This window comes from Pseudaquabacterium rugosum, assembly GCF_038066575.1.
In the GTDB taxonomy this organism is placed as follows: domain Bacteria; phylum Pseudomonadota; class Gammaproteobacteria; order Burkholderiales; family Burkholderiaceae_C; genus Pseudaquabacterium; species Pseudaquabacterium rugosum.
Genome location: NZ_JBBUTF010000003.1, coordinates 384,221 through 397,262, shown reverse-complemented (window position 1 = coordinate 397,262; position 13,042 = coordinate 384,221). Strand labels below are relative to the sequence as shown.

At 73.0% G+C, this 13,042-nt stretch carries 9 protein-coding genes; 1 reads left to right on the top strand and 8 read right to left on the bottom strand.

The genetic code is table 11. The annotated features are described in order from the left end of the window. Positions 1 to 3 precede the first annotated feature (3 nt). The 6 genes from AACH11_RS04285 to AACH11_RS04260 form a co-directional block, all read right to left on the bottom strand. Positions 4 to 1,059, bottom strand: coding sequence for a YncE family protein (locus AACH11_RS04285; RefSeq protein WP_341372956.1), 1,056 nt, complete (start codon positions 1,057 to 1,059; stop codon positions 4 to 6). Positions 1,060 to 1,379: 320 nt separating this feature from the next. Further along, complete coding sequence (locus AACH11_RS04280; RefSeq protein WP_341372955.1) at positions 1,380 to 1,799, bottom strand: hypothetical protein; 420 nt, start codon at positions 1,797 to 1,799, stop codon at positions 1,380 to 1,382. A 147-nt stretch (positions 1,800 to 1,946) separates the two neighbouring features. After that, entirely contained in the window at positions 1,947 to 2,678 is a 732-nt protein-coding gene (locus tag AACH11_RS04275; RefSeq protein ID WP_341372954.1) for a hypothetical protein, read from the bottom strand. Positions 2,679 to 2,773: 95 nt separating this feature from the next. Beyond that, positions 2,774 to 3,688, bottom strand: coding sequence for a quinoprotein dehydrogenase-associated putative ABC transporter substrate-binding protein (locus AACH11_RS04270; RefSeq protein WP_341372953.1), 915 nt, complete (start codon positions 3,686 to 3,688; stop codon positions 2,774 to 2,776). After that, positions 3,685 to 4,110 (bottom strand): c-type cytochrome, encoded by a 426-nt coding sequence (locus AACH11_RS04265; protein WP_423228688.1) that lies wholly within the window; start codon positions 4,108 to 4,110, stop codon positions 3,685 to 3,687. The genes AACH11_RS04270 and AACH11_RS04265 overlap by 4 nt, the downstream gene beginning before the upstream one ends. Positions 4,111 to 4,236: 126 nt before the next feature. Continuing rightward, entirely contained in the window at positions 4,237 to 6,027 is a 1,791-nt protein-coding gene (locus tag AACH11_RS04260) for a methanol/ethanol family PQQ-dependent dehydrogenase (protein ID WP_341372951.1), read from the bottom strand. A gap of 627 nt (positions 6,028 to 6,654) precedes the next feature. Between AACH11_RS04260 and AACH11_RS04255 the strand changes: the two genes are divergently transcribed. Continuing rightward, on the top strand, positions 6,655 to 7,767 hold the full coding sequence (locus AACH11_RS04255) for a methyl-accepting chemotaxis protein (RefSeq protein WP_341372950.1): 1,113 nt from the start codon (positions 6,655 to 6,657) through the stop codon (positions 7,765 to 7,767). A gap of 210 nt (positions 7,768 to 7,977) precedes the next feature. On the opposite strand, the gene AACH11_RS04250 is transcribed toward AACH11_RS04255, so the two are convergent. Both AACH11_RS04250 and AACH11_RS04245 read right to left on the bottom strand, forming a co-directional pair. Beyond that, entirely contained in the window at positions 7,978 to 11,136 is a 3,159-nt protein-coding gene (locus AACH11_RS04250) for a hypothetical protein (RefSeq protein WP_341372949.1), read from the bottom strand. A gap of 188 nt (positions 11,137 to 11,324) precedes the next feature. Then, positions 11,325 to 13,028, bottom strand: coding sequence for an electron transfer flavoprotein-ubiquinone oxidoreductase (locus AACH11_RS04245; RefSeq protein ID WP_341372948.1), 1,704 nt, complete (start codon positions 13,026 to 13,028; stop codon positions 11,325 to 11,327). Positions 13,029 to 13,042 lie beyond the last annotated feature (14 nt).

Sequence of the window (13,042 nt, the reverse complement as noted above, 5' to 3'; positions counted from 1 at the left end):
TCATCAGCAGGTAGCCGCCGCGGCCGGGCAGGCCGCAGCGGTCGGTGGGTCGGCCCGCGGCGGGCGGGCCTCGGGAACCAGGGGAGCGTCCGGTCGCGCGGCGATGAAGGCGCCGAAGCCGCGGCTGTTGCGGCCGGTGGCCACCCGCTGGCGCGGCGCGCCGCTGCGGGCGTCCAGCACGCTGACGCGCTCGTCCATCCATTCGACGACGTGCACCGCATCGCCCCAGGCGGCGATGCCCTCCGGATAGCCGAAGCCGTCCAGCCGCCGCAGCGGCTGCAGGCGCTGCACGTCGAACACGCTGACGCTGTCGTCGTGCTGGTTGGTCACGTAGAGCAGGCGGCCGTCATCGGCCAGCGCGGCACCGTAGGGCGCGCGGCCGGTGGGCAGGGTGGCGATGACCTCGCGCCGCGTGGTGTCGATGACGCTCAGGTCGTCGCTCTCGACATTCAGCACGTACAGGCGCGGGCGCTGCGGATCGCGCAGCAGCGCGAACGGGTGGCGGCCGACGGCCACGCGCGCCAGCACCCGGCCCTGGGCGGCATCGATCAGGGCGACGCGGTCGTCGTCGCGCTCGCTGACCCAGGCGGTGGCGCCCGCGTCGGCGGCGACACCGGCCGGCGCGCGGCCCAGCGGGGTCAGGTGCGGCGGCTCGGCGGGGCGGTCCAGGTCATGGCTGCGCAGCTGGCGGCCGTACCAGTCGACCACGTGCAGCCAGCGGCCGTCGGCGCTGGCATCCAGGCCCAGCGGGCCCTGGCCGCCCGGCCACAGCGCCAGGCGCTGGCGGCTGCGCATGTCGATCTCGGCCAGCCGGCCGTCGTCCGGGCAGCTGACCCAGACCCGCTCGCGGGCGGCCACCGCCACCACGCCGGCCGGCGCGCGGCAGGCCGGCACGCGGGCGATCTCGCGCACCGGCTCGCCCGGCGTCAGCGCCAGCACCGAGACGTCGTCACTGCCCTGGTTGGTGACCCAGGCGAGGGCGGGGGGCGCCGGCTGGGCGGCGGCCGGGCCCGTTGGCATCAGGGCCAGGACCCAGGCCAGGGCCATCAGCGGGGTCATCGCCGGGGCCGGCACCAGGGTCCGCATCAGGGCCCGTACCAGGGCCTGCACCCGGGCGAGGAAGGCGACCGCCGCGTCCAGGCGTCGTGCGAGCGTTCCGCGCGGCGCACGGCCGGCCCTGCCACACGCCGGAGGGCTGCCAGACGTGTCGCTGTGCCCGCTGGGCGCGGGGTGGGCGGGTAGGCAGGCCGAGGCTCGGTCAGACCCTCGTCTTGGCCCCGCCACGTCGCAGCGCCCTGGCCGGAGCCACGCGGGCCACGGTCCGCGGCATGGCCATGGCCATGCGGCGGTCACTGGGCGGTACGGCTCGGGCATCCGGATCAGGATCGGATGAAGCAGCCCTGCTTGGCGCGGGCGATGCGATCGCGCAGCTGGCGGGCGTGCGGGCCGACGGCCTCGTTGTCGCGCAGCACCGAGCCACGCTCGCCGCCGATGGTCAGTGCGTTGGCCTCGGTGCTCAGCGTCGTGTAGTCCTCGAAGCTCAGCTCGCGCGCGATGGTGTCGATCGCGCACGAGCACTTGTTGACCATCTCGAAGTACGGCCCGCGATGGTCCTGCATGCACTGCTGGACGAAGACCACGCGGTCGGCGGTCGGGTAGGGCGTGGCGGTGGCGGTCTCGGCCCGCGTGGCCGATTCAGCCGGTGCGCCCGGTGCGCCCGCGCAGGCCGACAGCACCAGCGTGGCGACCATGGCGGCCACCCGCAGCGCGAGGCCCTGCGGCCATCGCGCGGACTTCATGCGGATGCGGGTGGATCGGCGGGCGAGGGTGGGGGCGATGGACGGCTTCACGGCTGTTCGGGCTTCCGGGCGGACGGGGGCGGACGGGCGATGGACGACGGGAGGACGGCCGGACTTCGGTGCCGGGTGGATGGGCCGGACACAGGCTCAGGGCGTGGTCGCCGGCAGCTCCAGGCCCTGCAGCCACAGCTCGGTCGTCGCCAGCGGTGTGGTCGTGCCGGCTTCGATCACCTGGGTGCGCACGCCGGCCAGGCGGCCCGGCAGGCCGGCCGCGCGCCAGAAGGTGTAGCGCTTGTCGGCCAGCTTGCCGTAGCGTGCGCGCAGCGGGTCGTCGGCATAGGGCGTGATCGTCACCGCCACGCCGGCCAGCGGGCGGCCCTGCCAGCGCAGCGTCACCGGCTGCAGCGCCGGGCCTTCGGCCAGCGCCATGCGGATGCGCTTGCGGAAGTAGTTGGCCTTGCCGCCGGTGGCCCGTTCCATCTCGCGGATGTCGTACTCGAGAAAGCCCAGCAGCACGGGGTTGGCCTCGGGCAGGTCGATGTCGGGCAGCTTGACCGTGCGCTCACCGCTGAGAAAGCGCACCTGGGCCGCACAGCAGGCCTGGTCGGCGCGGGGGCTCAGCGTCAGCCGCGCGTCGTCGTCGAAGGGGCTGTCGAGCGTGCCGCTGCGCCGCATCCGGTAGTCCAGCGCAGTGCCGGCCTTCAGCCCACCCAGCGAGGGTTCGAGGAACAGCGCCCGCTCGGCCGGCGTGATCTCCTGCGACGGGGCGGCCTGCGCGCAGGCCGGCGACAGGCCTGCGGCCACGATCAGCCAGCCGGCGGTCAGCAGGGCCCGCAGTGGATGGCTCAGTGGTCGGGGGGGCTGCACGGGGTGAGGCACGGGGCGTGGAGCGGGGTGTGGCGGCCGGGACGACGCGGTCTGGCCGTGGGTGAGGTCTCGGCCGTGCGCGTCGGCCCGTCCATCGACGAGGACGCTCATGGCCGGGCCTGGGCCAGCGGTGCCGACAGTGGCAGCAGCGGCACCTGGTAGTCGCGCAGCACGGCCTCGATCTCGCCGCGCCGGCTGTCGATCAGGCCCTCGATCTGCTGCTTCCAGTCACGCTCGCCGTGACGCACGCCCATGGCCATCTCGAAGTCGAGCTTGACCCCCGGCTCGGAGGCCATCGGCAGCACGCGCAGCTGCGGCTCCTTCACGCGATGGGCGAAGTAGCCGCCGATCGGACCCCAGACGATGGCCAGGTCGATCCGGCCGGCCACCAGATCGCGCTCGATGATCTCGCCCGGGTACTGCTGCGGGTCGGGGCTGAGCATGTTGTAGGGCACGCCGTTGTCGACCAGGCCGTGGCGCACCAGCCACTGCGAGGCCGGTGAGCGGTCATAGACGCCGATGCGCAGCGCCTTGAGCGTGGCCGGTGGCAGGGCCAGCAGGTCCTCGGGCGTGCGCACGCCGTCGAGTCCGGCGCGCCCGGGCGCGAACACCATCGCGTGCGTCGAGCGGTAGTAGGGCCGGGTGACGGCGACCTGGTCGAAGCCCACCGGCACGCCCAGCACCACGTCGCAGGGATAGTCCGCACCCGGCAGCTTGTAGCGCAGGGTGTTGCGGATGAAGGCCATCCGGTTGGGGAAGGTGTAGTAGGTGACCGGCAGGCCGAGCGCGCGGCCGAAGATCTCGGCGATGCGGTTCTCGATGCCCTGGCCGTCGACCGAGGAGAACGGCAGGTTGTTCGGATCCATGCACACGCGCAGCGCACTGCGCGCCTCGGCCGGCGCGGCCGCCGGCTGCGCGCCGGCCGCCGTCACCAGGCCCGCACCGAGCATCAGCCCGAGTGCCGCGGCGAGGACGGTGTGGATGCGGTGGCGCGGGCCACCGGCGCTGCGCGGTGTGGTCATCGGATCGGTTCGACCTTGGAGCGGGTGATCGCGCCGTCGGAGCGACCCTTGAGGTAGGCGTAGAGGCTGTCGATGTTGTCCATCACCTGCTTGCTGGTGCCGAAGCTCTGCATGCCCTTGTCGAGGCGGCCATCGCGCACGGTCTTGACGAACTCGTCCTTGCTCATCGCCTTCAGGCTGCTGATCAGGCTGGGGCCGACCATGCCCTCCTGGTTCGCGCCGTGGCAGCGGTCGCAGGCGGCGGCGCGCCAGGTGCGGAAGCCGGTCATCGTGTCGGCATCGACCTTGTAGCCGTCGACGACGGTGTACAGCGGCTTGTCCTGGGCCTGCACCGCCGTCGGCAGCAGCGACAGCAACGTGCATCCTGAGGAGACGAGGGCGAGGGCCGCGAGACGGCCAGGGTTCAACCAACGGACATGCATGATGGGACCTGGAAATGCCGCGTGATGCGGATGGGGAGTCGGATGGACGCGGTGCGCGGCGCACCGCGTCCCCGGTTCAGGCGGCGGGACCGCTGCTGCAGTCACCGCCGCGGGACGTCGAGGACGTCAGTTGGGCAGGGCGAACACCGTCAGCGAGCCACCGAGTTCGGTGTACTTGCTCAGCTCACGGTAGCCACCGACGGCGCCCAGGCCGTCCTGGTCCTTCTCCAGACCGGCGGCCATGCCGATGCCGGCCCAGCCACCGATGCCCGAGAACACGCCCAGGTACTGCTTGCCCTTGTGCTCGTAGGTGAAGACGTTGCCGATGATCCCGGACGGCGTCTTGAACTTGAACAGCTCCTTCTTGATGTCGTTCTTGTCGACGCACTTCAGGTAGCCCTCGAGCGTGCCGTAGCAGCTGATGCCGCCCGCGGTGTTGAGCGCGCCGGACCAGACCGAGAACTTCTCGGACTTGCTCTGCACGATCTTGCCGCTGCCTGCGTCCCAGGTGATGTAGTTGCCCATGCCGCCGTGGCTGTTGGGCGCCGGGTACATCGACAGCGTCGCGCCCACGTACGGCTGGCCGGCCGTGTACTCGACCTTGAACGGCTCGTAGTCCATGCAGACGTGGTTGGTCGGCACGTAGAACAGCTTGGTCTCGGGGTCGAACGAGGCCGGCTGCTGGTCCTTCGAGCCCAGCGCCGCCGGGCAGATGCCCTTGGTGTTGACGTCGGCGCCGTTCTGCGCGGTCGAGTACTTGGAGACCACCTGCGGGCGGCCGCTCTTCATGTCGACGTGCGTGGCCCAGTTGACGGCCGGGTCGTACTTCTCGGCCACCAGCAGCGCGCCGTTGGTGCGGTCCAGCGTGTAGGCGAAGCCGTTGCGGTCGAAGTGCACCAGGGCCTTGGTCGGCTTGCCCTTGACCGGGATGTCGGCCAGGATCATCTCGTTGATGCCGTCGAAGTCCCACTCGTCGAACGGCGTCATCTGGTAGACCCAGTTGACCTTGCCGCTGTCGACGTCACGCGACCAGATCGACATCGTCCACTTGTTGTCGCCCGGGCGCTGCGACGGGTTCCAGGTGCTGGGATTGCCGGTGCCGTAGAACACCGCGTTCAGCGCCTTGTCGTAGCTGTACCAGCCCCAGGTGGTGCCGCCGCCGATCTTCCACTGGTCGCCCTGCCAGGTCTTGAGCGACGAGTCCGGGCCCACCGGGGTGACCTTGCCGTCGGCCCAGGTGGTGGTCTTCTGCGGGTCGATCAGGATCTCGCTGTCGGGGCCGACCGAGTAGCCCTTCCAGGCCTGCTTGCCGGTGTTGATGTCGTAGGCGGCCAGGAAGCCGCGCACGCCCCACTCGCCGCCGGAGATGCCGGTGATGACCTTGTCCTTGAAGACGTGCGGCGCGTTGGTGTTGACCGCGCCCAGCTTCGGGTCGCCGTTCTTGACGTCCCACAGCTTGTTGCCGGTCTTCGCGTCGAGCGCGACCAGCATCGAGTCGGCCTGCTGCAGGAAGATCTTGCCCTCGGCATAGGCCAGGCCGCGGTTGACCGTGTCGCAGCACATCTGCGGGATCACCTGCGGATCCTGCTTGGGCTCGTATTTCCACTTGATGGTCTGCGTCTCGAGGTCGATCGCGAACACCTTGTTCGGGAACGGCGAGTGCAGGTACATCGTGCCGTCGATGACCAGCGGCGAGCCCTCGTGGCCGCGCAGCACGCCGGTGGAGAAGGTCCACGCGACCTGCATCTTGCCGACGTTGGACTTGTTGATCTGCTTGAGCGTGCTGTAGCGCTGGTTGTACATGTCACCCGCCTGGGAGGCCCAGTTCTTCGGGTTCGACATGAGCTTCTCGAGGTCGGCATTGGCCAGGGCCAGACCGGGCAGCGCCACCAGGGTGGCGGCCACGAGCGTGGACATGCGTCCGTTCCTACGGCTCTTCAATGTCATGGTGTCTCCTTGCTCCACGAGCGGGTCAAAACCGTCATGGCGGGGAACCGCCCCCGCCATCCGCCTGACGCGACCTAAACCGCAAACTCCATGCCCAGGTCCGGCGTGCGAGATGGCCCTTGGATGTCCCTGCCGGCCATGTCGCGGTGCCAGTGTGACGGCAGTCCGAGGAGACCTGACGAACGATCAGGGTAAGCCCCGTGTCCTCGGCGCCTAGGGAAACTCCGGAAGATCCGAGCCTCGGCACCGGGCCGTGCCGCAAGCGCGTGAGGGGCCTGTACCAGCCTCGTTCTGCCACTTTTGGCGCAAAGTGTGCCAAGCCCCACACAGCCCGCGCGGCGGGTGCCGCAGGCCTGCGCCGGCCGCTGACGCGGGACTGACGCCCGTCGCGTGGCAGCCATCACGGTCGCCGGAAGAGACCCGGGCTGCAGGTCGGTGCCCGGCGGCCGAAAACCGCCTGGATGGGTCCTGTGCGCAGCGGCCTGTCCGCGGCGGCGGACCTTCGGATCCGCTGCCGCTCGCAGCGGCCGGCCCAGCCGGCGTGGACGCCGCGCTCGGCGCAAGGGCGGCATGGCGGTTTTTTCGGAGCAGACGGACATGGTCGATTTCCTGCGGCGCTTCAGCCAGTGCAACCGGGTGATGAGCGGCTTCGCGCTGATGTCGGCGGCCCTGGCCGCCTGTGCGGTCTGGGCCTGGTGGTGTCTGTCGGCGGTGCCGGGCAGCGAGGGCGCGGCGCGCTGGACGCTCGGCCTCGGCCTGGTCGGGGCGGCGCTGGGTCTGGCGGGCGGTTGGGCCGTGCGCGCGTCGATCAAGGCCCCGGTCGAGGACACCGTGCATGCCGTGATCCGCATCGCGGGCGGCGATCTGGCCACCCGGGTCGATTCGGGCGGGCGTGACGAACTGTCCTGGTTGCGGGCCGAGGTCAACGGCATGCGCAAGAAGCTGCGCGATCTGGTGGCGCAGGCCCGTGAGAGCGTGGACAGCGTCAACGCCGCTTCCAGCGAGATCGCGCGGGGCAACCAGGACCTGTCGGCCCGCACCGAGGACCAGGCGAGCGCCCTGGCCCAGACCAGCAGCTCGATGAATCAGCTGGCCGACACCGTGCGCCGCAACGCCCTGGCCGCCGAACAGGCACGCACCGAGATCGCCCAGACGCGCGAGGTCGCCGGGCGCGGCGGCCAGATCATGGGCTCGGTGGTGCAGCGCATGGCCGACATCCATGCCAGCGCGCGCCGCATCAGCGAGATCATCGGCGTGATCGACGGCATCGCCTTCCAGACCAACATCCTGGCGTTGAACGCGGCGGTCGAGGCGGCACGGGCGGGCGAGCACGGGCGTGGCTTCGCCGTCGTCGCCAGCGAGGTGCGGGCGCTGGCCCAGCGCAGTGCGACAGCGGCGCGCGAGATCAAGGGCCTGATCAGCGAGTCCGGCAGCACGGTGGACGACGGCTCGCGTCTGGTCGGCGAGGCCGGGCAGACGATGGACGAGATCCTGGAGCGGATCGCCCGCGCGTCGACCCTGGTCAGCGAGATGGCCGATGCCGGCACCGAGCAGCGCGACGGCATCGAGCAGTCCCACCGCGCGATCGACCAGATCGATTCGGCCACGCAGCGCAATGCCGCGCTGGTCGAGCAGGTGGCGGCGGCGGCGGCCCAGCTTCACGAGCAGTCGCAGCGGCTGCATGGCGCGATGGCCCGGTTCCAGGTCTGAGGGCGGGTGAACGCGACCGTCGTGGACGTCGTGTACCGCGCCGTGCACCCGGTCGTGCACCCGGCCGTGTGCCTTGGCGCGCGCGCACGTCGCGGCCGGTGCTCGCCGGATCCCGGGCGGCGGCGCCGGCCCTGACCTCGGCGGCGCTGAGCGCGCATCGCTCAGCGCTCACGGCTCACCGTTCACCGTTCACCGTTCACCGTTCACCGTTCAGAAGAGGATCACCTCGCTGCGCACGTCCCGGCCGTTGAGCCAGATGCGCATGCGCTCGGCGTCGGCCAGTGAGCTGAACGGCCACCAGGTGGCGCGCCAGCGGCCGTCGGGCTGGGCGATGACCTCGACGTGATCGGGCCGCGGGGGCGGCATGCGGGCTGCGGCACGGCGCAGCGCGTCGGCGTCGCGCTCGGCCATCAGGCGTTCGTCCACCGGGGCGGTGATGACGGCGAACACCTGCTGTTCCTCGGCCGGCGGCGGCGGTTCGCCGCGCAGGCGTGCGGCCAGTTCGCGTGCCTGCTGTTTGTCCTCGGCGCTCAGGCGCGGGCGGATCTCGGGCCGGATGTCCCGTTCGCGGGCCAGCACGCGGCTGCGGGCGGCACGCGCATCCTCCATCGCGGCCGAGGCCGGCGGCGCCAGCACGGTGGTGGGCACGTCGGCCGCGGCCGATGGCGGCGCTGCAGGCCTCGACGGGCCGGCCTCGGCGGTTCTGCTCCCCGTGCCGGCCTCGGCGGCTTCTGCCGGCACGGGCGGGGCCGTGTGGGCGGGGGCCGCGGCTCCGGTCCGGGGGGCGGATGCCGGCCGGCTGGCGGCTGCGGCAGGGCTGCCGGACGCGGCATGGGCTTCGGCCTCGGCCGGTGCCTCCGCTGCAGGATCCGCCGTGGCGTGGGCCGCCGCATCCGCTCCGGCGTCGGAGGCCGGGGCCGATGCCGGGGCCGAGGCCCGGGCGGCCGGGACCGCAGCCGGTGCCGAGGCGGACGCCGGGGCGTGCAGATCCGCGACGGCCTGCGTGTGGGCCCGGTGCTGCCACCAGCGCCATCCGGCCCAGGCACTGCCGCTGGCCAGGGTCAGGCCCAGCGCCAGGGCGAGCGCGACGCGGCGCGGGTGCAGTGCACGCGGGCCCAGAATCTGGCCGTCAGCGCCGATGAAGACCCGCAGCCGACGGTCGCCGACGCCGATGCCGGCCGTCATCAGGTGCAGGTTCTGCGGGTGGACGGCGCCTGTGTGCCGTGCGCCGGCGCTCAGCGCCGCTTCGGGTTCGAGCTGGCGGCGCGGCCAGGTCGATGGCGCCAGCGGGCCGTCGCTGCCGTGCAAGGCCGCCCAGCGGGCGATGGCCGCGGGCGTCAGCGGCCAGGCGAAGTCCTCGCGGAAGGCCGGCTTCAGGCCGGCCGCGCGACGGCGCCGGGCCCAGGCCCGGGCCCAGCGGGCCTTCAGCCGCGCCAGCCAGGCCTGCAGGCCGCGGCCGTGCGGGCCGGCTCCGGGCGCCGTGGCCGCCGCCGTGCCCCGGCGGGCCGCGGCGGAGGGATGGAAGAAATCGCTGTCGGGCGCATCGGCCGCATCGAGCTGGTCAGGCCCGTCGGCCGCCGGCATGGCCTGTGGGGCGGCCGTCGTCCGCGCAGCGGCCGCGGCCTGCGCGTCGTCCGCCAGGGGATCGACGGGCGTGCCGTCCGGCGCCACGCCATCCAGTCGGGCCCGCCAGCCGCCATGGGCCGGGCCGTCGCCGAGCGCGGCGGCCAGACGCCCGGGCGCGGCAGCGGATGCGGGGGTGTCGTCGGGCGCATGGCCGTCGCCCTGCGGTCGTCCCGGGCCGGTCTGGCTTGCCGCGCGTTGGTCGAGCGCGGCCGCCAGGGACGGGGTGCTCGTGGCCTGCGCGGTGTCGGGTGAGGCCGCGTCCTGTGCCGCGGCGGTGTCCGCCGCGGTGACCGCCGCGGTCGACGGGCCGGCGGTCGCGCGCTCGGCCAGACCGCCGGACGGCCGTGCGCCGTCGGGGCCGCTGGCCGGGTCGAGGGCCGGACGGGGCGTGGGATCGGTGGTGGGGTTGGCGGCGAGGTCGGGGTCGAGGCCGAGGTCGGAGGAGGCCTCGTTCGCGGGATCGCCCGGGGGGGTGCGGGCCGGCGGGATCTGCGCGTTCGGCGCTGCCGTGGCCGCATCGTCGGCCGTGGCGGGCGCGGCGTCGGGGGGCGCGGCGTCGGGGGGCGGATCGGTGGCTGCGGTGGTCGCGGTGGCTGCGGTGGCGGTGTCAGCTTCCGCCGGGGAGATGTCAGGGGCCGCGGCTGCTGGCTCGTCGGGATCCGGGGTCGTGGGGGCCGCTGGCGTGGCGCTGGCGGCGGCCTGTTCGGCGAGGGCTGCCGCCCAGGGGTCTTCCTCGGCGGGTGGCTGCTCTGCGGTGGTGGGGGCGTCGGTGGACGGAACGGTGGCGGGGTCGGTGGTCGCGTCGGCGGTGGGTGGCTCGGCGGAGGAGGGAGCGTCCGCAGCCGCAGCCGCGCTCGCATCCGTACCCGCATCCGCAGCCGCGCTCGTATCCGCAGCACCCGCCGCATCCGCTGGCCCGATGCTGGCGGCGGCCTGCTCGGCGAGGGCGGCGGCCCAGGGGTCATCGTCGTCGGCGGCCTCGGTGGCGGCCGCCGTGTCAGCCTCCACGGCGGCTTCCGTGGCCGTGTCCGCCGCCGAGTCCGCGCCGGCCTCGGCAGCGCCCTCCGCCGCGGCCGGAGGGGGATCGTCGGCCGGGCCTGCGCCGGTGGCCGGGGCGTCGGCCAGGTCGATGTCGTCGGCCCCGGGCGGGCGCCAGGCGGCCGTGTCCGAGCCCGAGCCCGAGCCCGAGCCCGTGTCCGTGTCCGTGTCCGTGTCCGTGTCCGTGTCCGCGCCGGCGGCCCCGGGCGGCGCACCGGGCGTGCCCGACACGTCGTCCGGTGTCCGGTCCTCCGGCGCCCGGTCGGCCGGTGTGGCGTCATCCCGGTCCAGGTCGGGCCTGGGCCCCGCCGGGTCGATCCCGTCGCGTGAGGGGGAGGCGAAGGCCGAGCCGAAGGCGGCGGCCATCTGGCGGCTCAGTTCGTCGTCGGGCAGTTCCGGAATGTCGTGCGCCGAGCGTGGAATCGGCGGCGGACCGTCGGCGTGGGGGTCGTCGGCCAGCTGCTCGTTGGCGGCCACCGTGACGGCGCCGGCCGGCGATCCGGCGGCGGGCCCGGCCACGGAGGCGGGGGCGGCGGTATCGGCCGCGGCCGGGGCCGGGGCCGGGGCCGGTTGCCGGCCCATGAAGGGCAGCACCACCTCACCCAGGCTGTGCACCTGCTCGCGCGAGACGCGCAGGGCCAGGGGGTGGCTGTTGTGCCAAGCCACCACCCGGTCGATCAGCGAGTCGCGATCCGGCGCATCCATATGGCCACCGATTCTCGGCAACCGGCCCGCGCGCCAAGGGCGGATCAGCGGGGCGGTGACCGCTCAATCCTGTGCGGAGCGCTCGACGGCGGCCGTGCACGCCGGCGGCCCGGCACACGACCCGATACACGATCCGGTACGGCCAGGCCTTGCCCGATACGGCCCGTACGGCCGGCCACGGCGGGCCCTCACATGCCCGAATAGGTGGGCCCACCACCGCCTTCAGGACTGACCCAGGTGATGTTCTGGGAGGGGTCCTTGATGTCGCAGGTCTTGCAGTGGACGCAGTTCTGGGCGTTGATCTGCAGGCGCTGTGCGCCGGGGGTGGGCGCGGCGGTGTCGGGCACGAACTCGTAGACGCCGGCCGGGCAGTAACGGGCCTCGGGTCCGGCGTAGGTGGCGAGGTTGACGCGCACGGGCACCGAGGGGTCGGTCAGCAGCAGGTGGGCCGGCTGGTGCTCGGAGTGGTTGGTGCCCGACAGGAAGACCGAGGACAGCTTGTCGAAGGTGAGCACGCCGTCGGGCTTCGGATAGTCGATCCGGCGGCACTGGGCGGCGGGCTTGAGGGCCTCGTGGTCGCGGGTGGTGCGTGGCAGGGTCCACGGGGGCGTGTCGATGCCGAGTCTGGGCAGCAGCACCTGCTCGATGCCGAAGCCGATCTTGCCGATCAGCGGGCCCTTCTTGAACCACTGCTTGAAGTTGTTGTCGCGCTTGAGCTCGGCGTGCAGCGTGCTGGCGGCGAAGGCCTCGGGGTAGGCGCTGAGTTCGTCATGGGCGCGGCCGGCGGCCAGGGCGTCGACGAGGGCGTCGGCGCAGAGCATGCCGCTCTGGATGGCGGCATGGCTGCCCTTGATGCGGGCGGCGTTGAGGAAGCCGGCATCGCAGCCGAGCAGGGCGCCGCCGGGGAAGACGAGCTTGGGCAGGCTGTGGAGGCCGCCGTTGTTGATGGCGCGAGCGCCATAACTCAGGCGTTTGCCGCCCTGGATGTGCTGACGCACGGCATGATGGGTCTTCCAGCGCTGCATCTCGTCGAAGGGACTGAGCCAGGGGTTCTGGTAGTCGAGGCCGATGACGAAGCCGAGGGTGACGAGGTTGCCGTCGAGGTGGTAGAGGAAGCCGCCGCCGAAGGTCTGGTCGTCCATCGGCCAGCCGGCGGTATGCACGACGAGGCCGGGCCGGGCCTGCGCGGCGGGCACCTCCCAGAGCTCCTTGATGCCGATGGCGAAGCTCTGCGGCTCGCGGCCTTCGTCGAGCCTGTAGCGGGCGATGAGCTCCTTGCCGAGGTGGCCACGGGCGCCCTCGGCGAAGAGGGTGTACTTGCCGCGCAGCTCCATGCCGAGCTGGAAGTCGGGGCCGGGCTGGCCGTCCTTGCCCAGGCCCATGTGGCCGGTGGCCACGCCGGTGACGCGGCCCTGGTCGTCGTACAGCACGTCCGCGGCGGCGAAGCCGGGGAAGACCTCGACGCCGAGGCCTTCAGCTTGCTCGGCGAGCCACTTGACGAGGTGGCCGAGGCGCACGACGAAGTTGCCGTGGTTGTCGAAGCAGCGGGGCATGGCCCAGGCCGGGGTGGCGGCGGTGCCGTCGCCTTCGGCGAGGAAGAGGACCTGGTCGGCGGTGACGGGTTGGTGGAGCGGTGCGCCGCGCTCTTTCCAGTCGGGGAAGAGCTCGGTGAGGGGGCCCGGGTCCATGACGGCGCCGGAGAGGGTGTGGGCGCCGGGCTCGGCGGCCTTCTCGAGGACGACGACGGAGAGCTCGGCGCCGGACTCGGCGGCACGCTGCTTGAGGCGGATGGCGGCGGCGAGGCCGGCGGGGCCACCGCCGACGATGACCACGTCGTAGTCCATGGCCTCGCGCGGGCCGTGTTGTTCGAGCAGCGTCTCGGGCGTGCGCATGGGGTCGGTCTCCT

Bases quoted from the DNA above. Each gene is read 5' to 3' on its own strand.
- AACH11_RS04265 (WP_423228688.1), bottom strand. From the start codon at position 4,110: ATGCATGTCCGTTGGTTGAACCCTGGCCGTCTCGCGGCCCTCGCCCTC.
- AACH11_RS04255 (WP_341372950.1), top strand. From the start codon at position 6,655: ATGGTCGATTTCCTGCGGCGCTTCAGCCAGTGCAACCGGGTGATGAGC.
- AACH11_RS04270 (WP_341372953.1), bottom strand. From the start codon at position 3,688: ATGACCACACCGCGCAGCGCCGGTGGCCCGCGCCACCGCATCCACACC.
- AACH11_RS04250 (WP_341372949.1), bottom strand. From the start codon at position 11,136: ATGGATGCGCCGGATCGCGACTCGCTGATCGACCGGGTGGTGGCTTGG.
- AACH11_RS04285 (WP_341372956.1), bottom strand. From the start codon at position 1,059: ATGACCCCGCTGATGGCCCTGGCCTGGGTCCTGGCCCTGATGCCAACG.
- AACH11_RS04260 (WP_341372951.1), bottom strand. From the start codon at position 6,027: ATGTCCACGCTCGTGGCCGCCACCCTGGTGGCGCTGCCCGGTCTGGCC.
- AACH11_RS04245 (WP_341372948.1), bottom strand. From the start codon at position 13,028: ATGCGCACGCCCGAGACGCTGCTCGAACAACACGGCCCGCGCGAGGCC.
- AACH11_RS04280 (WP_341372955.1), bottom strand. From the start codon at position 1,799: ATGAAGTCCGCGCGATGGCCGCAGGGCCTCGCGCTGCGGGTGGCCGCC.